Genomic DNA, 17302 nt, shown 5'->3' with positions numbered 1-17302 from the left:
TGGGGTTGTGCACGCGGGCGGAAGCTCTAAGAGTTCGGACATGGGGCTGGATAGAGGGTCGAGCCACCCGGTCCGACCCTCCATTCTGCCAGATGACGCGAGGCGTCGCGAACAGCTTGCCGCCGGCGTGCCGGGACATCCACACTGAGCGGATGACGATCGCTTTCGCCCCCTCTGCCCGCTCCACTGTCGGCATCGAGTGGGAGCTGATGCTGGCCGATCCCGAGACGGGCGACCTGGTGGGGCGCGCGCCCGAGATCATGCCGGCGCTGGAGGAGGCGACGGCCCACGAGCGGCACACGGTGACGGCGGAGCTGCTGACCAACACGGTGGAGGTGACCAGCGGCGTCGGCGACACGGTGGCGGCCGCCGTCGACGACATCTCGGACGCCATAGGGACCGTGCGGGAGCAGGCCGACCCTCTCGGGATCGAGCTCATGTGCGCCGGGAGCCACCCGTTCGCGCGGTGGTTCGACCAGGAGGTGACGGACAAGACACGGTACGCGAAGCTGATCGACCGCACGCAGTGGTGGGGACGCAACCAGATGATCTGGGGCATCCACGTCCACGTGGGGGTGGACGACGTCGACAAGGTCTTCCCGATCATCCACGCGCTCACCGGCTACATCCCCCACCTGCAGGCGCTCTCCGCGTCGAGCCCGTTCTGGGCGGGCGAGCGCACCGGCTACGCGTCCAACCGCGCACAGGTGTTCCAGCAGCTTCCGACGACCGGCCTGCCGTGGCAGCTGCAGACGTGGAGCGAGTACGAGTCGTACATCGACGACATGCAGCACACGGGCGTGATCGCCGACGCGACGGAGGTGCGCTGGGACATCCGGCCGGCCGCGCACTGGGGCACGATCGAGGTGCGCGCGTGCGACGGCATGTCGACGCTGCCCGAGCTGGCGGCGGTCGCAGCGCTGGTGCAGACCCTGGTGGAGTCGTTCTCCCGCGACCTCGACGAGGGCCGTGAGCTGCCTGCGCTGCAGCCCTGGTTCACGCGCGAGAACAAGTGGCGTGCGGCGCGATACGGGCTCGACGCGCGGGCCATCGTCGACCGGGAGGGCACGCAGCGGCTGGTCAGCGATCATCTGCGCGAGACGCTCGATCGGCTGGAGCCCATCGCCGCGGAGCTGAAGTGCGCCAGGGAGTTCGCCGAGATCGGCGCGATCCTGGACCGGGGGGCCAGCTACCAGCGCCAGATCGCGGTCGCGGACGCGAGCGACGGCGACCTGAACGAGGTCGCCCGCTCGCTCATCCGGGAGTTCCGCAGCGGACCCACCCTGCGCGACCGCATCGGTCTCGGCCGCCTCGACGCGCCCGGCGAGGCCTGAGTCCCGCACCCGTGGCGCCCGTCGCCGCTGCGGTCAGCTCGTCATCAGGCGCCACGCCAGCGTGTCGTCCACCACGACGTCGGTGACGAGCCTGCCGACCATCGCCGCGCGCAGCGCAGCGACCTTGTGAGCGCCGGCCGCCACGCCGACCCGCCTCGGCACCCGACGGAGCCTGTCGAGGCCCGGCCCCGTCGTGCGCGCGTTCAGCCGGATGTCCCGCCAGGTGCCGTCGGCACGGAAGAACACCGTCGCCACGTCCCCCACGGCGTGGTCCTCGGCGAGGCTGCGGAAGTCCGCGCGGTCGAGGTAGCCGCCCGCGTACACGCGGCTCGGCACGTCGGCGGTGGGCGAGCCCATGCCGAAGACCGCCAGGTCCATCCGCGCCTGCATCTCCAGGACGCGCCGGGTGCTGCGCTCGCGCCACATCGCCTCGCGGGTGGCGGGGTCGTCGAAGAAGGCCGGCACGGGGAACTGCTGCACGCGCGCGCTGAACGCCTGCCCGAATCGCTGCAGGATCTCGCTGGCGTACTCGATCCCCGTCGTCTGCATGTTGCCGGCCCCGTTGAGCTGGACGACCGTGACCCCGTGCAGCTCCTTCGTCGGCAGGTGACGGCTGACCGCGCCGAGCGTCGATCCCCACGCGACGCCGATCATCATGTTCGACTCGACGAACTGCGTCAGCAGCCGCGCCGCGGTCATGGCCACCCGGTCGAGCCTGTCGATCTCACTCACCGCGCCGGGCATGGGCACGACGTGTGCCGTGACGTGGTAGCGGTCGCGGATCTCCTGCTCCAGGGCGCCGTCGTTCGCGCTCGACTCGCTGATGCGGATGTCCACGATGCCCGTCTCCCGCGCGTAGCCGAGGAGCCGAGAGACCGAGGAGCGGGACAGCGCCATCTCGTCGGCGATCGACGCCATCGTCATGTCCTGGAGGTAGTAGAGCTGCGCGGCCAGGCGCGCGGCGTCCGCTCGGCGGTCGCCGGGGATCCGGCGTCGGCCGGCGTCGGAGGAGTCGCTCATGGAACCCATTCTGCACATATGTGCACGCGGCTTGCGCGGATGTGCCAAGACGTCGGAGGCTGGCAGTCAGCGGCTGAAAGGACAGACGATGGATACGACGCCCCAGCGAAGCGAGCGCGACGCGGTGAGGACCGCACGGCAGAACGGCCGGACGTCCGTCCTGATCATCGGCGGAGGCATCAACGGCATCTCCACGTTCCGCGATCTCGCCCTGCAGGGCGTCGACGTGCTGCTCGTGGAGCGCGGCGACTTCGCCTCGGGAGCGTCCGCCGCGTCGAGCCACATGATCCACGGCGGCATCCGCTACCTGGAGAACGGCGAGTTCCGGCTCGTGCGCGAATCCGTGCAGGAGCGCAACGGCCTGCTGAAGATCGCCCCGCACTACGTCAAGCCCCTGCAGACCACGATCCCGATCTACTCCACGTTCTCGGGCGTGCTCTCCGCTCCCCTGCGGTTCCTGACCCATCGCCAGGGCAAGCACACCGAGCGGGGCGCCCTGCTCATCAAGCTCGGCCTGATGATCTACGACACCTTCTCGCGTGCAGGCGGCACGGTCCCGCGTCACCGCTTCCACGGCCGTCGCAAGTCCCTCGAGCAGCTGCCGCACCTCGACCCGGAGGTGAAGTACACGGCGACCTACTTCGACGCCTCCATGCACGACCCCGAGCGCCTCGCGCTCGACGTGCTGCAGGACGGCGTCGACGCCCACGCCGGGGCCGCCGCGCTCAACTACGTCGAGGCGATCGCCCGCACGGCCGACGGCGTCACGCTGCGCGACCTCGAGACCGGCGCCGAGTTCACCGTCGCCGCCGACGTGGTCGTCAACGCCTCGGGGCCCTGGACGGACCTCACGAACGAGGCCCTCGGAACGTCGACCCGCTTCATGGGCGGCACGAAGGGCTCGCACATCGTGCTCGACCACCCCGAGCTGCTGGAGGCCACGGGAGGTCGCGAGATCTTCTTCGAGCACTCCGACGGACGGATCGTGCTCATCTACCCGCTCAAGGGGCGCGTGCTCGTCGGAACCACCGACATCGACGCCGACCCCCGGGAGCCCGCGGTGTGCACCGAGGAGGAGGTCGACTACTTCTTCGACCTGATCCGGCACGTGTTCCCGGCGATCCCGGTGAACCGCGACCAGATCGTGTACCGCTTCTCCGGAATCCGCCCGCTCCCCCGCCACGAGGACACCGCGCCGGGCTTCGTGTCGCGCGACTACCGGGTCGAGGTGGACCGCTCGGAGCGGACGCCGCTCGTCAGCCTCGTCGGCGGCAAGTGGACCACCTTCCGGGCGCTCGGCGAGTCGCTCTCCGACACCGTTCTCGGCCTGCTCGGACGTGAGCGCCGGGTCAGCACGGTGGGTCGCACCATCGGCGGCGGTCGTGACTTCCCGCGCACCGACGCCGACCGCGACGCGTGGCTCCGCCTGCGCCTGCCGGGCGCCGACGACCGCGCGTCCGTGCTGTTCGAGCGCTACGGCACGCGCGCTGCGGACGTCTGGGCCCACATCGAGGCCCACGACGACGTCCCGCTCGAGCGCAGCCCGCTGTCCACGGGAGAGCTGGGCTGGATGGTCACCCGCGAGCACGTCGTCCACCTGGCCGACGTCGCGCTGCGCCGCACGGCGGTCGCCTTCACGGGCGACGGCGACGCCGAGACGCTGTCGGAGATCGCCGACGGTCTGGCCCCCCTGCTCGGCTGGGACGACTCCCGCCGCGCGGAGGAGATCGCCGCGACGCGAGCGCTGCTGGCCGATCGTCACGGAGTGGCGCTGGCGGGCAGCGCCTCCTGAACCCTCCGGGCGGCGACCGCCGCCCGCTCACCGCAATGGCACACGGCAGAGGGGCCGTGCATGAAAGGTCGATGAAGACATGCAAGACGTGAATCTCGGGCTGTACTTCCTGTCCGAGCTGGTCGGCACGGCGATGCTGATCCTGCTCGGCGCGGGCGTGGTCGCCAACGTGATCCTGGCGAAGTCGAAGGGCTTCGGCGGCGGCACGCTGATGATCAACTGGGGCTGGGGCCTCGCGGTGTTCGCCGGTGTGCTGGTCTCCGCCTACTCGGGCGCGATCCTGAACCCCGCCGTCGGGCTGGGCCTGCTCATCAGCGGGACGATCGACGTCCCGATGTTCTTCGTGGCGACGGCCGCCGAGCTCGTCGGCGCGATCATCGGAGCCGTGCTGGCCTGGGCGGCGTACCGGCAGCACTTCGACGAGGAGGAGGACCCGGCGAACAAGCTCGGCGTGTTCTCCACCGGTCCCGCGATCCGCTCCTACGGGCACAACCTGGTCACGGAGATCATCGCGACGTTCGTGCTGGTGTTCGTCATCCTCGCGTTCGCCGACTACGGCGACGTCGAGGTCGGCGTGCCGGGCGCCCTCGGACCGCTCACCGCCCTGCCCGTCGCCCTGCTCGTCGTCAGCATCGGCGCCTCCCTCGGCGGCCCCACCGGCTACGCCATCAACCCCGCCCGCGACCTCGGCCCGCGCATCGCGCACGCGATCCTTCCCATCAAGGGGAAGGGCTCGAGCGACTGGTCCTACGCGTGGGTCCCCGTCGTCGGCCCGCTCGTCGGCGGCGCGCTCGCGGCGCTCCTCGCACCCGTCGTCCTCAACCTCGCCTGACCGCCATCCACTTCGAAGGGGAACATCATGGCTGAATACATCATCGCTATCGACCAGGGAACGACCTCGAGCCGAGCCATCGTCTTCGACCGGAAGGGATCGATCGTCTCCGTCGGGCAGAAGGAGCACGAGCAGATCCTGCCGCAGCCCGGCTGGGTGGAGCACGACGCGCTCGAGATCTGGCGCAACGTCCAGGAGGTCATCGGCGTCGCGCTCGCGAAGGCCGACCTGACCCGTCACGACATCGCGGCCGTCGGCATCACCAACCAGCGCGAGACCGCCGTGGTGTGGGACAAGACCACCGGCAAGCCCGTCTACAACGCGATCGTCTGGCAGGACACGCGCACCCAGTCGATCGTGGACCGCCTCGCGGCCGACGGCGGCGTCGACCGCTTCAAGCCCGTCGTCGGCCTGCCGCTGGCCACCTACTTCTCGGGCACCAAGATCGCGTGGATCCTCGAGAACGTCGACGGCGCGCGCGCCAAGGCCGAGGCCGGGGACCTGCTGTTCGGCACGACCGACAGCTGGGTGCTGTGGAACCTCACGGGCGGCTCCGACGGCGGCGTCCACGCCACCGACGTCACCAACGCCTCGCGGACGCTCTTCATGGATCTCGAGACGCTCGAGTGGCGCGACGACATCCTCGAGGCCTTCGGCGTGCCGCGCTCGATGATGCCCGAGATCCGCTCGTCCTCCGAGGTGTACGGCGCCGCCGAGAGCTCTTCCCTGCTGCGGGAGACGCCGATCGCGGGCATCCTCGGCGACCAGCAGGCGGCGACCTTCGGCCAGGCCGCCTTCGAGACCGGCGAGAGCAAGAACACCTACGGCACCGGCAACTTCCTCATCTTCAACACCGGCGAGGAGATCGTCCACTCGAAGAACGGGCTGCTCACGACCGTCGGCTACAAGCTGGGAGACGCGCCGACGCACTACGCGCTCGAGGGGTCGATCGCGGTGACCGGCTCGCTCATCCAGTGGCTGCGCGATCAGCTCGGCATCATCTCGTCCGCGCCCGACGTCGAGCGGCTCGCGACGACGGTCGAGGACAACGGCGGCGTGTACGTCGTGCCCGCGTTCTCGGGCCTGTACGCGCCCTACTGGCGCCCCGACGCCCGCGGCGCCATCGTCGGCCTGACCCGCTACGCGAACAAGGGCCATATCGCGCGTGCCGCCCTCGAGGCCGTGGCGTTCCAGACGCGCGACGTGATCGACGCCGTCAACGCCGACGCCGGCGTCGACCTGTCCGAGCTGAAGGTCGATGGCGGCATGGTCGCCAACGACGCGCTGATGCAGTTCCAGGCGGACGTGCTGGGCGTGCCCGTGGTCCGGCCCGTCGTGGCGGAGACGACCGCCCTCGGCGCCGCCTACGCCGCCGGCCTCGCGGTCGGGTTCTGGTCGGGCCTCGACGACCTCTCCGCCAACTGGCAGGAGGACCGCCGCTGGGAGCCCGAGCTGGAGGCGGACGAGCGCGATCGCCAGCTGCGACTGTGGCGCAAGGCCGTCAGCAAGTCGATGGACTGGGTGGACGAGGACGTGCGCTGACCTTCGGAAGCGCGAAGGGGGCCGGGCAGCTCGTGCTGCCTGGCCCCCTTCGCGTCTCGGACGGCGTCAGCCGGCGTTCTCCTGCGTCGTGCCGGGGGCGGGGTGGGTCGACAGGCCGTGCTCGGTCTTCTCCCAGTAGTGCGGCTTGACGATCAGCTGCCATAGCGCCTTGTACGACGCGAGCGAGTGCAGGAGCCAGTAGATCGGGTTCAGCAGCGCCCACGGCACGAGCCAGAAGAGGCCCCGCTTGTAGGGGCCCATCATGTTCAGGTAGACCATGAGCGCGTTGCCGATGAGGAAGTTGGCCAGGCACAGCCACAGCACCACGGGCGGGAAGGACACGGCGATCGCCGCCCAGGGCACGAAGAACGAGCCGATGAGCAGCGCCGTGAACGGCAGGACCCCGAGGAACGTCAGCGGGGTGCCCCCGATGAGCAGCGCGAACGCCCAGAACGACCGGAAGCCGACCTGCCGGGTGAGGTGGAAGGGCCGGCGCGCGTGCACGAGGGCCGTCTGCATGTAGCCCTTGATCCAGCGGCTGCGCTGCCCCACGAAGATGCCCATGCGCGATGTCGACTCCTCCATGGTCGTGGAGTCGACGACGCCCACCCGGTAGCCGAGCGCGCTCGCCCGGATGCCGAGGTCGGCGTCCTCCGTGACGTTGTACGGGTCCCAGCCGCCCAGCTCGCGCAGCGCCGCGGTGCGGAAGTGGTTGGACGTCCCTCCGAGCGGGATGGGGAGCCGAGCGGCGTCCAGACCCGGCAGCATGTAGTCGAACCAGTAGCTGTACTCGAGCGAGAACATGCGGGTGAGCACGTTCTCGCGCACGTTGAAGTAGTTCAGCGCGGCCTGCTGCACCACGGTCTCCGGGCCGGAGCCGCGGAACGCGATCACCGTCTTCTTGAGCTGGTCCGGCTCGGGGGCGTCCTCCGCGTCGTAGATGACCAGGAACTCGCCCCGCGCGACCGAGAGGCCGACGTTGCACGCTCGCGGCTTGGTCTGCGGGTGGCCCTTGGGCACCGTCACGACGACGAAGTTCTGCGGCGGGTCCGACTCCGCGATCGCGTCGCGGGTCTCGTCGTCCTCCTCCTCGACCAGGATGAGCACCTCGAGCTTGTCGGCGGGATAGTCGAGGCGCCCGAGGTTCTCCACGAGCCGTCCCACGATGCGCGCCTCTCGGAACACCGGCACGAGCACCGTGTAGATCGGCAGCTCCTCGTCCGAGAGGGCGGCGATCTCGTCGGGGCGCACGCGCGACACCAGGTCGAAGCGCGCGCCGCGCAGCGACACGGCGAACTTGAACAGCGTGCTCGCCAGGAACACGATGCTGGCGACGGCCACCACCGTCATCAGCGCCGGGAACGGCCAGAGCACCGCCGCCGCGGCCACGAGCACGAGGATCACGACGAGGCCGACCTTCTGCGAGCGTGAGAGGACGACGCGGGCCGACAGCGCGGGATCGGCGTGGTAGAGCCCGTCGGCGGCGTCCTCCGCCACGGCCTCGGGGAAGGCATGGACGATCGCCTCGACGATGCGCCGCTGCGGCACCTGCTCGAACGACACGGGGGTGCCCAGCGTGCCCTGGAGGTCGTTGCGGAGCGCTCGCGTGGGCGGCGCGGAGACGCCGACGACCGTGCCGCCCGCCTCGCGCCGGAGCGGCAGCCATCCCTCGGCCCCGTAGCGTCGGCGCAGGCCGACGTCGAGGAGGGCGGCGTCGTATGCGGGGACGGTCACGAGAGGCCTCCTGCCGTGAGCACCTCGACCCACGAGATGAGCGTGGTGCGGGAGAAGGCGCTGATCCAGCCGATCGCGAACAGCAGGACGCCGGTCGCGGTGACCACGTGCCGCCGCCAGCCCCTCGGGAACGCGGGCGTGATCGCGATCGCGACGATGAGCTGCATCGCGTAGGCGTTTCCGGCCGTCCCCACGGGCGTGACGGCGAGGAAGTAGGCCAGCAGGATGAGCGCCGTGATGATGACGCTGGTGAGGGAGGCCCAGCGGAAGCCGAGGACGAGACCGGAGACCAGCAGCACGGCGGCGGGGGCGAGGAAGGCCCACCCGCTCGGCGTCTGCATGCTCGCGACGAAGGCCGAGACGAGCGCCGGGTCCCACCCGGGGTCCGACCCGAACAGCGCGAACGGCCCGGCCCCGAAGACGGTTCCGAGCAGCGCGAGCGATCCGAGCATCGCGACCGTCGGGAACAGCACCACCATCACGTTCGCACCCCGCGACTTCAGGCGCGACGGGAAGAGGAAGACGCCCGCAGCGGCCGCAGCCGGCGCGGCGAGCAGCCCGGTCGAGTCCGACAGCGCAGAGCAGGCGAACAGCACGCCGGCGCGGAAGCCCGCCTGCGTGTTGGCGGACGAGACGAAACGGCGCAGATCGATCATGCCGTGGCAGAACAGCGCCAGGCCCATCGTGGCCTCGTAGTTGGTGGTCGCGACGTAGGCGAACAGCGGCGTCGCGGCGAGGGCGGTGAAGAGCGCCACGGCGTTGTCCACGCGGAACGCCCGTCGTTTGATCGCCTTGATGACGAGCTGCAGCAGCACACCCGCGACGAGCGAGCCGGCGAGGCCGAGGCCGAGCGCACCGCCGGGGATCAGCGCCGCGGTGAGGCTCGTGAGGAACGGGTAGAGGGCGCCGATGGCCTCGAGGCTCTGTCCGCTCCAGTCCAGGGAGCCGACGCGCGCCGCCAGCTCTCCGTTGGGAGTGCCCGACCAGTCACCACCCGAGGCGAGGTGGTACCAGACCGCGATCGCCGCGAACGGCAGCGCGGCACCGACCCGCACGAGCCACCGCTGCCAGCGCTTCCGCGGATACTTCTCCACCCAGCCGGTCTCGCTCTCGACGACGCTGGGTACATCGCGGACGAACAGCGTGCTCTGAGCCATCGTGCCCTCCCCGGCGCCGACCGGACACCGCGTGCGAGGTTCACCGCCGTCTCCGAGAGCCCACGATAACCGGAGCTCACCCCGCGGGCGAACCGCGGACGGGCCGGGAAGGCGCGGCCCGGGGCTCAGCCCCGGCCGAACAGCTTCTGGATCTCGGCGAGGTCGGCCTCGCTGGGCTCCTTCTGCGCGCCCAGCCCGAAGCCGGAGCCCGTCGGCTGCTGGGGAGCGGCCGCGAGACCGGCGTTCTCGGCCGCGCGCTTGGCGGGGTTGCCCGAGCGCGACCCGCCCTTCTTGGCCCGCTTGCCGCGCTTCGACGACCCGCCGGGCCTGCCCATGCCGGGCATCGGGCCCATGCCGGGGATGTTCGGCGTTCCGCCGCGGGCGACGGTCTTCATCATCTTGGCGGCCTGCTCGAAGCGGTTGACGAGCTGGTTGACGTCGGTGACGGTCATCCCCGAGCCGCGCGCGATGCGGGCGCGGCGCGAGCCGTTCAGGATCCTGGTGTTGCCGCGCTCGGCCGGCGTCATCGACCGGATGATGGCCTCGGTACGGTCGATCTCGCGCTCGTCGAAGTCGTCGAGCTGCTGCTTCATCTGGCCCATGCCCGGCAGCATGCCGAGCATCTTCTTCATCGAGCCCATCTTCTTGAGCTGCTGCATCTGCTCGAGGAAGTCCTCCAGCGTGAACTGGTCCTTCGCGAACTTCTCGGCGACCTTGGCCGCCTCCTCCTCGTCGAAGGCCTGCTGGGCCTGCTCGATGAGGGTGAGGATGTCGCCGAGGTCGAGAATCCGGCTCGCCATGCGGTCCGGGTGGAACGGCTCGAGGTCCTCGAGGTTCTCGCCCGTCGACGCGTAGATGATCGGCTGTCCGGTCACCGAGGCCACGGACAGCGCCGCGCCGCCCTTGGTGTCGCCGTCGAGCTTCGACAGCACGACGCCGGTGAACCCCACGCCCTCCTGGAAGGCCTTCGCGGTGTTCACAGCGTCCTGGCCGGTCATCGCGTCGATGACGAACAGCACCTCGTCGGGGCTCGTCGCCGTGCGGATGTCCGCAGCCTGCTTCATCAGCTCGGCGTCCACGCCGAGGCGTCCGGCGGTGTCGATGATGACGACATCGTGCAGCTTCTGCTTGGCGTGCGCGACGCCGTCGCGCGAGACCCTCACGGGGTCGCCGACGCCGTTGCCGGGCTCCGGGGCGTAGATCGCGGCGCCGGCGCGCTCGGCGACGACCTGGAGCTGGTTCACGGCGTTGGGCCGCTGCAGGTCGGCGGCGACGAGCAGAGGCGTGTGGCCGTCCTTCTCGAGCTGACGGGCCAGCTTGCCGGCGAACGTCGTCTTTCCGGATCCCTGCAGCCCCGCGAGCATGATGACCGTCGGCGCCGTCTTGGCGAACTGCAGCCGGCGCTGCTCGCCGCCGAGGATGCCCACGAGCTCCTCGTTGACGATCTGCACCACCTGCTGCGCGGGATTGAGCGCCCGGTTGACCTCGTCGCCGAGGGCGCGCTCGCGGACCTTCGCGGTGAAGTCCTTCACGACGGTCAGCGCGACGTCGGCGTCGAGCAGCGCGCGACGGATCTCCCGCACGGTGCCGTCGACGTCCGCGGGCGTCAGCTTGCCCTTCGTGCGGAGGTTGCGGAAGGTCTCGGTGAGCCGATCGGAGAGCGTGCCGAAGGTAGCCATGATCCTCCGATTCTACCGGCGCGGGCCGGAGTGTCCGGCGACGCTCAGGCGCCGAGCGCGGCGCGCGACTTCGCGACGCTGCGCAGCCCCCAGCCGAGGAGGATCGAGATGACCCCGACCCCGACCGCGAAGGCGGCGACGCCGAACGACACGACCGAGGTGAAGAGGGACGCCCTGAGGAACGACGCGTTCATCATGGTCGCGCGCACGGGGTCGTCCTGCTCCAGCTCGGCGTACGTCAGTCCGCCGCTGGCGGTGAGCGCATGGTGCTGGATGATGTCCGCCTGCACGAAGGCGGTGAACGGGCCGGCCACCACCTGCCCCTGGAACGCCATGGCGTCATCCGGCACCACGATGTTCTCCGCGCGCAGCTGGATCGACACGGCGATCCAGATCGCCACGCCGACCACGATCAGCGCCAGTCCGCCGATGATCACCAGCAGCCCCGCGATCCTCGCCCCGCGCAGCTTCCCTTGCGTCGTATCCGTCGTGGTCATCCTGGCCTCCGAGACTCGATTGCCGACGGGCACCACGCTACGCACCGGGGAAGCCGCGAGGCAAGACCGTCCTGGCGGGCGCCGTTCACCCGAGCGGCGCCCGCACCGCCAGCGTGGCGCGCAGCTGTTGCTTCGCCCTCGCGTAGCGCCCCCGCGCGGTGGAGGCGGGGATCCCCAGGATCTCCGCCGCCTCTCCCAGCGAGAAGCCGTCCCAGTGCACGAGGCGCACCAGTTCCGCGAGGTCCGCGTCGAGCCTCTCGATCGCGTCGCGCACCTCGGCGCCCTCGTCCGCCGCCGGCGCAGCGCCGTCGGCGGCGTGCTGCCGGATGCGGTCGGCCAGCGCCCACCGCCGACGCTCGCCGCGCGCGTGGTTCAGCAGCGTGCCGCGCGCGACGCCGAACAGCCACATCCGCGCACGTTCCGCGTCGCCCGGGAGCTCTCCGACCCGTCGCCACGCGACGACCATGGTCTCACCCAGCAGATCGGGGGCGTCGTCCGGCCCCACGCGGCGCTGCAGGTAGGCGAGCAGATCGTCGGCGGACGCCTCCACGGCCCGGGTGAGCCGCTCCGTGTCCCGTCTCATCCCCACTGCTCGTCCTCGCAGTGCAGCTGGGACGCCGACTCGGCGACTCCGGTGCCGAGCGTGCCGTCGTAGCCGTTCGCCCGGAGCTCGCGATCGAGGAGCTCCAGCACGGCCTGCTCTCGTGCCGTCCACGCGTTGAGGTCGGGCAGTCGAGGGTCGGCCGCCATGTCCGGGTCGCCGGCCTGATCGCGCTGCAGCCCGTCGAGGTAGCCCGGCACGAGCGGCTCCACCTCGGCGTCGAGGTCGGTCCGGGCGAACCAGTCGTCGATGATCCGATCGACCTCGCCCTGCTCGAAGACGCTGAACGCGGCGAAGCCGCCGAAGCGGAGCTCGCACTCGCCCCAGGTGGGCGACGTGTAGGCGTAGCTCCGGTCGGGATCGCCCATGTCGGGCCCCCAGTCCCACACGGAGGCCGCCGTCGCCGCGCCCGCCCCTCCGAGAAGGAGGCCGGCGAGCACACCGGAGAGGGCCGCGGCGCGCACACGGCGGCGCGGCCGCGACTGTGCACGCGCGTCGCGGACCATCGCGCGCACCTTCGTCGTGTCGATCCGGCGGGGCGCCGGCGGCGCCGAGCGGTCGAGCAGCTGGTCGAGCAGATCGGGCATGAGCGACTCCTCACATCGAGACCATCCCTTATCCATCGCCTGTCCGGCAACGGGCGGAACGTCCAGGGCGGATCAGGAAGAGTATTGTTGGACGCGGTTCATAAATGATCGAAGGGATCCCGATGCTCGACATCGTGCACGCCGGCCTCGCACCGACGTACGTGCCGTACCTCGACGGATGGGAGCTGCAGCGGAGGGTGCACGCCGAGGTGCGGGCCGGCCGGCGTCAGGACACGCTGCTGCTGCTCGAGCACGAGGCCGTGTACACGGCCGGCGTGCGCACGCAGCCGTCGGACCTTCCCGTGGACGGCACCCCGGTCGTCGAGGTCGACCGGGGCGGACGCATCACCTGGCACGGTCCCGGCCAGCTCGTCGGCTATCCGATCGTGCGACTGCCCGACCCGAAGGACGTCGTCGGTCACGTCCGCAGGATCGAGCGCGCGCTGATCGCCGCCCTCGACGAGGTCGACGTGCAGGGCACGCAGGTCGACGGCCGCAGCGGCGTCTGGGTGTCTCGTCCGGGGTCCTCCCCCGCCAAGATCGCCGCGATCGGCGTGCGCGTGGCGGGCGGTGCGACCATGCACGGCTTCGCGCTCAACTGCGACAACGCCCTGGACGGGTTCGGCGCGATCGTGCCGTGCGGCATCGCCGACGCAGGCGTCACCACCGTCAGCGAGGTCCTCGGACGCAGGATGTCGCCGGCCGACCTCCTCGATCCCGTCGAAAGGGCTCTCCTCGGGGCCTTCGCGACGGAGCTCGCCGCATGATGCGTCGACCGTGCTCGACCAGATCGAGCGAGGGAACGAAGTGACCGAGTCGACATCCGCGACCGGATCCGACCAGCACGACGGAGGGCACGAGATGACCGAGACGAAGCCCACAGCGCCCGAGGGCCGCAAGCTGCTGCGACTCGAGGTGCGCAACGCGCAGACGCCCATCGAGCGCAAGCCCGAGTGGATCAAGACGGTCGCGAAACAGGGACCGGAGTACCGGGCGCTCAAGTCGCTCGTGAAGGGCGAGGAGCTGCACACCGTCTGCCAGGAGGCCGGCTGCCCCAACATCTACGAGTGCTGGGAGGACCGCGAGGCGACGTTCCTGATCGGCGGCTCGCAGTGCACCCGGCGCTGCGACTTCTGCCAGATCGACACCGGAAAGCCCGCCGAGTACGACACGGACGAGCCGCGTCGCGTCGCCGAGAGCGTCCAGCGGATGGGGCTGCGCTACGCGACCGTGACGAGCGTCGCCCGCGACGACCTCCCGGACACGGGAGCCTGGCTGAACGCCGAGACGGTGCGCAGGATCCACAGCCTGAACCCGAACACGGGCGTCGAGCTGCTGGCGAACGAGCACAACGCCGACCCGGCCTTCCTCGGCCAGATCTTCGACGCCCGGCCGGAGGTGTTCGCCCACAACGTCGAGACCGTGCCGCGCATCTTCAAGCGGATCCGTCCCGCGTTCCGCTACGAGCGCTCGCTGAACGTCCTGACACAGGGGCACGAGGCGGGCCTCATCACGAAGTCGAACCTGATCCTCGGCATGGGCGAGGAGCCGGAGGAGGTCGTGTCGGCCCTGCAGGACCTGCACGACGCCGGGTGCGACATCATCACGATCACGCAGTACCTCCGTCCGACCCCGCGACACCTGCCGGTGGCGCGCTACGTGAAGCCGCAGGAGTTCATCGAGTTCAAGGCGGAGGCGGAGCGCATCGGCTTCCTGGGCGTGCTGGCGGGGCCGCTGGTGCGCTCGTCGTACCGGGCGGGCCGCCTGTGGGCGCAGTCGATGCTGTCGAAGGGACGCGAGATCCCGCCGCACCTCGCGCACATCGCCGAAGGCGCCGACGCCGGATTCCTGCAGGCGGTCTGAGCCGGCGCGGGCATCCCCTCGGCGGCCCGCCGGCCGATGACCAGACCGGACCGCCGCGAGAGCCTCCGATCCCCGCGGGGGCTCTCGCGTCAGGGCACGAGGTCGAGCGCGGAGGCGAGGACCTCGTCGAGCGGACGCAGACCGGGGCCGCTGGCCGACCATGCCCGGATGGACGCCATGACCGCACCGCCGAACGCCGCTCCACGCACCTCCGCCTCGAGCGGGCCCACCCCGCCGCGGCGCAGCCGCGCGGCCGCCAGCCGTCCGACGCGGGCCTGACGCAGCGCCGTCTCCCGCTCGAGCTCGGCCTCGATCTCCATCGCCTCGGCGTTCGCGAAGGCCAGGGCGAGCGCGTCGGGCGCGAACCCCTGACCGAGCTCGCCGATGCCCTCGCGCACCGCGGCCGTCCCGTCGCCGTCGCCGTCGGCAGCGGCGAGCCGCCGCTCGAGCGCGTCGAGGCGCTCGTCCAGGCCGCCCCACAGCAGGGCGCCCTTGGAGTCGACGTAGTTGAAGAAGCTGGAACGGCTCACGCCGGCACGCGCGGCGATCTCCGCGATGGACGTCGCCTCGTACCCCTTCTCGAGGAACAGCTCGCACGCCGCCTCGGCGAGCGTCTCGCGCGACGAGGCCTTCGGGCGTCCGGCGCGCGCGGTGGTCATGCGTACAGCGTACGACGACGCCCGCGGCCGGCCCCGGCGTCGGGAGGGGGTCAGGTCGCGTCGATGCGCAGGTCCTGCGTGCCGATCACGCGGAGCAGGTCGAGCCTGTCCGCGGCGTCCGTGCCCTCCAGCGGGAAGTACGCCAGCAGGCGCACGTCGCCCGCCTCGCTGACCAGCACCTCGCACCTCAGCTCGACCGCGCCGACGCGCGGGTGGAGGAACGTCTTGCGGTCCTGCCGGCGCACCGCGACGTCGTGCCGCTGCCACAGCTCTCGGAACTCCTCGCTCACGCGGAGCAGGTCGGCCACGAGCCGCGAGACGTCCGGGTCCCCCGCGCGACGAGCGTGGGTCGCCCGGAGGTCGCTGACATGCGCGGCCCCCAGGCGCTCCCAGTCGTCGCGCGGGGCGATGCGGCCGTCCGGGTCGGTGAACCACCGCCAGATCACGTTGCGCGCACGTCCCGGCTCCTCCGGGAGGTCCGTCATCAGCGCGGCGGCGAGCGGGTTGCGCCAGACGACCTCGCCGACGTCGGTGAAGAGGATGACGGGGACATCGCCGAGCAGGCCGGCGAGCCGGATCAGGCCCGGGCGCACGTGCGGCTCGCCACGCCGGCGCGGCGGCTCGATGCCGACGAGATGGAAGAGGTGGTCGCGCTGGTCCTCGTCGCACTGCAGCGCACGAGCGACCGCCGCGACCACGGACGCCGAGGGCGCCGAGCCGCGGGCCTGCTCGAGTCGGGTGTAGTGATCGGTCGAGATGCCGGCGAGCTGGGCGACCTCCTCCCGCCGCAGGCCCGGGGTCCGCCGGCGAGAGCCGCCGCGCAGCCCGACGTCGGCCGGCCTCACCTGCTCACGACGACGTCGCAGGAAGTCGGCGAGGGCGGGGCGATCGATCATCCCGCCATTCTTCTCCGGACGCCGCGCCCCATCCAGGGACGGCACGTCCCCGGATGAGCTGCGCCTGCCCGCGGCCCGCGGATACGACGAGCGTCGAGGACATGACACACGCAAATCCTCCGATCCGCTCACTCGGCCGCACCGGCCCCGCCGTCACCACCCCGGGTCTCGGCGCGATGGGACTGTCCGGCGCCTACGGCCCGTCCGACGACGACGAGGGCATCCGCGTGCTCCACGCGTACCTCGACGCCGGCGGCACCCTCCTCGACACGGGCGACTTCTACGCGGCGGGCCACAACGAGATGCTCATCGCCCGCGCCCTGCGCGAACGTTCGCGCGACGACGTCGTGCTCTCCGTGAAGTTCGGCGCGAACCTCGCCCCGGGAGCCCCGCCCGTCGGATTCGACGGCTCGCCGCGGAACGTGCGCCGCTCCCTCGTCTACTCGCTGCAGCGCCTCGGGACGGACCACGTCGACATCTACCGTCCTGCCCGGCTCGACCCCGACGTCCCGATCGAGGAGACCGTCGGCGCGATGGCCGAGCTCGTCGACCAGGGATACATCCGCCACATCGGCCTGAGCGAGGTGGGCGTCGGCACCCTCCGACGCGCGGCCGCCGTGGCGCCCGTCTCCGACCTCCAGATCGAGTACTCGCTGCTCAGTCGCGGCATCGAGGGCAACGGCATCCTCGACACGTGTCGCGAGCTCGGCATCGGCATCACCGCCTACGGGGTGCTGGCGAAGGGGCTGATCGGCGGCACCGGTGCCAGCGCCGATCACGCTGCGGCGATGTTCCCGCGGTTCCAGGGCGAGAACCGGCGCCGCAACGCCGAGCTCGTCGAGCGGCTGCAGGAGCTCGCGCGGGCCAAGGGCGCGACCAGCGCCCAGCTCGCGATCGCCTGGGTCGCGGCTCAGGACGAGGGCATCGTGCCCGTGGTGGGCGCGCGGCGGCCGGAGCAGGTCGCGTCGATGCTGGACAGCGCCATCTCCCTCGACGAGGCGGACCTCGCGCTCATCGACGAGCTCCTGCCGGCGGGAGCCGCGCATGGAGAACGCTACCCGTCCGCGTTCATGGCGGATCTCGACAGCGAACGCTGACCGACGCCGGGC

General features: G+C 71.3%; 16 protein-coding genes. 7 read left to right on the top strand and 9 right to left on the bottom strand.

Going from position 1 to position 17302, the window contains the following annotated elements:
- Positions 1-152 precede the first annotated feature (152 nt).
- Entirely contained in the window at positions 153-1334 is a 1182-nt protein-coding gene (locus K5S26_RS05290; RefSeq protein ID WP_221856645.1) for a glutamate--cysteine ligase, read from the top strand.
- A gap of 33 nt (positions 1335-1367) precedes the next feature.
- On the opposite strand, the gene K5S26_RS05285 is transcribed toward K5S26_RS05290, so the two are convergent.
- Complete coding sequence (locus K5S26_RS05285) at positions 1368-2354, bottom strand: sugar-binding transcriptional regulator (protein ID WP_221856644.1); 987 nt, start codon at positions 2352-2354, stop codon at positions 1368-1370.
- An 88-nt stretch (positions 2355-2442) separates the two neighbouring features.
- Here K5S26_RS05285 and K5S26_RS05280 point away from each other — a divergent pair, with 88 nt between their 5' ends.
- From K5S26_RS05280 to glpK, 3 genes are all read left to right on the top strand, one after another.
- Complete coding sequence (locus tag K5S26_RS05280) at positions 2443-4146, top strand: glycerol-3-phosphate dehydrogenase/oxidase (RefSeq protein WP_221856643.1); 1704 nt, start codon at positions 2443-2445, stop codon at positions 4144-4146.
- Positions 4147-4225: 79 nt separating this feature from the next.
- Positions 4226-4978, top strand: a complete 753-nt coding sequence (locus tag K5S26_RS05275; RefSeq protein ID WP_221856641.1) for an MIP/aquaporin family protein — start codon at positions 4226-4228, stop codon at positions 4976-4978.
- A gap of 27 nt (positions 4979-5005) precedes the next feature.
- Positions 5006-6520: a glycerol kinase GlpK gene (gene glpK / locus K5S26_RS05270; protein ID WP_221856638.1), complete on the top strand. Its 1515-nt coding sequence runs from the start codon at positions 5006-5008 to the stop codon at positions 6518-6520.
- A gap of 66 nt (positions 6521-6586) precedes the next feature.
- Here glpK and K5S26_RS05265 read toward each other — a convergent pair whose 3' ends face one another.
- From K5S26_RS05265 to K5S26_RS05240, 6 genes are all read right to left on the bottom strand, one after another.
- Positions 6587-8254 (bottom strand): glycosyltransferase, encoded by a 1668-nt coding sequence (locus K5S26_RS05265; RefSeq protein ID WP_308122773.1) that lies wholly within the window; start codon positions 8252-8254, stop codon positions 6587-6589.
- Positions 8251-9411 (bottom strand): hypothetical protein, encoded by a 1161-nt coding sequence (locus K5S26_RS05260; RefSeq protein WP_221856636.1) that lies wholly within the window; start codon positions 9409-9411, stop codon positions 8251-8253. Before K5S26_RS05260 ends, K5S26_RS05265 begins: the two co-directional genes overlap by 4 nt.
- A gap of 125 nt (positions 9412-9536) precedes the next feature.
- Positions 9537-11090 (bottom strand): signal recognition particle protein, encoded by a 1554-nt coding sequence (ffh, locus tag K5S26_RS05255; RefSeq protein WP_221856634.1) that lies wholly within the window; start codon positions 11088-11090, stop codon positions 9537-9539.
- A gap of 44 nt (positions 11091-11134) precedes the next feature.
- The gene (locus K5S26_RS05250; protein WP_221856632.1) at positions 11135-11587 is read right to left on the bottom strand and encodes an aromatic ring-opening dioxygenase LigA; all 453 of its coding nucleotides are present in this window, start codon (positions 11585-11587) and stop codon (positions 11135-11137) included.
- Positions 11588-11672: 85 nt separating this feature from the next.
- Entirely contained in the window at positions 11673-12170 is a 498-nt protein-coding gene (locus K5S26_RS05245) for an RNA polymerase sigma factor (protein ID WP_221856630.1), read from the bottom strand.
- Positions 12167-12775, bottom strand: coding sequence for a hypothetical protein (locus K5S26_RS05240; RefSeq protein WP_221856628.1), 609 nt, complete (start codon positions 12773-12775; stop codon positions 12167-12169). The genes K5S26_RS05245 and K5S26_RS05240 overlap by 4 nt, the downstream gene beginning before the upstream one ends.
- A gap of 122 nt (positions 12776-12897) precedes the next feature.
- Between K5S26_RS05240 and lipB the strand changes: the two genes are divergently transcribed.
- Positions 12898-13542, top strand: a complete 645-nt coding sequence (lipB, locus tag K5S26_RS05235; RefSeq protein WP_221856822.1) for a lipoyl(octanoyl) transferase LipB — start codon at positions 12898-12900, stop codon at positions 13540-13542.
- A 94-nt stretch (positions 13543-13636) separates the two neighbouring features.
- Entirely contained in the window at positions 13637-14638 is a 1002-nt protein-coding gene (lipA, locus tag K5S26_RS05230) for a lipoyl synthase (RefSeq protein WP_221856820.1), read from the top strand.
- An 89-nt stretch (positions 14639-14727) separates the two neighbouring features.
- Here lipA and K5S26_RS05225 read toward each other — a convergent pair whose 3' ends face one another.
- Positions 14728-15297, bottom strand: coding sequence for a TetR/AcrR family transcriptional regulator (locus tag K5S26_RS05225; RefSeq protein ID WP_221856626.1), 570 nt, complete (start codon positions 15295-15297; stop codon positions 14728-14730).
- Positions 15298-15347: 50 nt separating this feature from the next.
- The gene (locus K5S26_RS05220; RefSeq protein WP_221856623.1) at positions 15348-16193 is read right to left on the bottom strand and encodes a helix-turn-helix transcriptional regulator; all 846 of its coding nucleotides are present in this window, start codon (positions 16191-16193) and stop codon (positions 15348-15350) included.
- Between the two features lie 101 nt (positions 16194-16294).
- Between K5S26_RS05220 and K5S26_RS05215 the strand changes: the two genes are divergently transcribed.
- Positions 16295-17290, top strand: a complete 996-nt coding sequence (locus tag K5S26_RS05215; protein WP_221856621.1) for an aldo/keto reductase — start codon at positions 16295-16297, stop codon at positions 17288-17290.
- Positions 17291-17302 lie beyond the last annotated feature (12 nt).

The sequence above is a fragment of the Microbacterium marinilacus genome (assembly GCF_019753765.1).
In the GTDB taxonomy this organism is placed as follows: Bacteria; Actinomycetota; Actinomycetes; order Actinomycetales; family Microbacteriaceae; genus Microbacterium; species Microbacterium marinilacus.
This window is presented reverse-complemented; position numbering and strand designations above follow the sequence as displayed.

Excerpts from the sequence above, each read along its gene's own strand:
- K5S26_RS05275 (WP_221856641.1), top strand. The coding sequence starts at position 4,226 with ATGCAAGACGTGAATCTCGGGCTGTACTTCCTGTCCGAGCTGGTCGGC.
- glpK (WP_221856638.1), top strand. The coding sequence starts at position 5,006 with ATGGCTGAATACATCATCGCTATCGACCAGGGAACGACCTCGAGCCGA.
- K5S26_RS05260 (WP_221856636.1), bottom strand. The coding sequence starts at position 9,411 with ATGGCTCAGAGCACGCTGTTCGTCCGCGATGTACCCAGCGTCGTCGAG.
- K5S26_RS05225 (WP_221856626.1), bottom strand. The coding sequence starts at position 15,297 with ATGACCACCGCGCGCGCCGGACGCCCGAAGGCCTCGTCGCGCGAGACG.
- K5S26_RS05220 (WP_221856623.1), bottom strand. The coding sequence starts at position 16,193 with ATGATCGATCGCCCCGCCCTCGCCGACTTCCTGCGACGTCGTCGTGAG.
- K5S26_RS05240 (WP_221856628.1), bottom strand. The coding sequence starts at position 12,775 with ATGCCCGATCTGCTCGACCAGCTGCTCGACCGCTCGGCGCCGCCGGCG.
- K5S26_RS05280 (WP_221856643.1), top strand. The coding sequence starts at position 2,443 with ATGGATACGACGCCCCAGCGAAGCGAGCGCGACGCGGTGAGGACCGCA.
- lipB (WP_221856822.1), top strand. The coding sequence starts at position 12,898 with ATGCTCGACATCGTGCACGCCGGCCTCGCACCGACGTACGTGCCGTAC.
- K5S26_RS05250 (WP_221856632.1), bottom strand. The coding sequence starts at position 11,587 with ATGACCACGACGGATACGACGCAAGGGAAGCTGCGCGGGGCGAGGATC.
- K5S26_RS05245 (WP_221856630.1), bottom strand. The coding sequence starts at position 12,170 with ATGAGACGGGACACGGAGCGGCTCACCCGGGCCGTGGAGGCGTCCGCC.
- lipA (WP_221856820.1), top strand. The coding sequence starts at position 13,637 with ATGACCGAGACGAAGCCCACAGCGCCCGAGGGCCGCAAGCTGCTGCGA.
- K5S26_RS05290 (WP_221856645.1), top strand. The coding sequence starts at position 153 with ATGACGATCGCTTTCGCCCCCTCTGCCCGCTCCACTGTCGGCATCGAG.
- K5S26_RS05215 (WP_221856621.1), top strand. The coding sequence starts at position 16,295 with ATGACACACGCAAATCCTCCGATCCGCTCACTCGGCCGCACCGGCCCC.
- ffh (WP_221856634.1), bottom strand. The coding sequence starts at position 11,090 with ATGGCTACCTTCGGCACGCTCTCCGATCGGCTCACCGAGACCTTCCGC.
- K5S26_RS05285 (WP_221856644.1), bottom strand. The coding sequence starts at position 2,354 with ATGAGCGACTCCTCCGACGCCGGCCGACGCCGGATCCCCGGCGACCGC.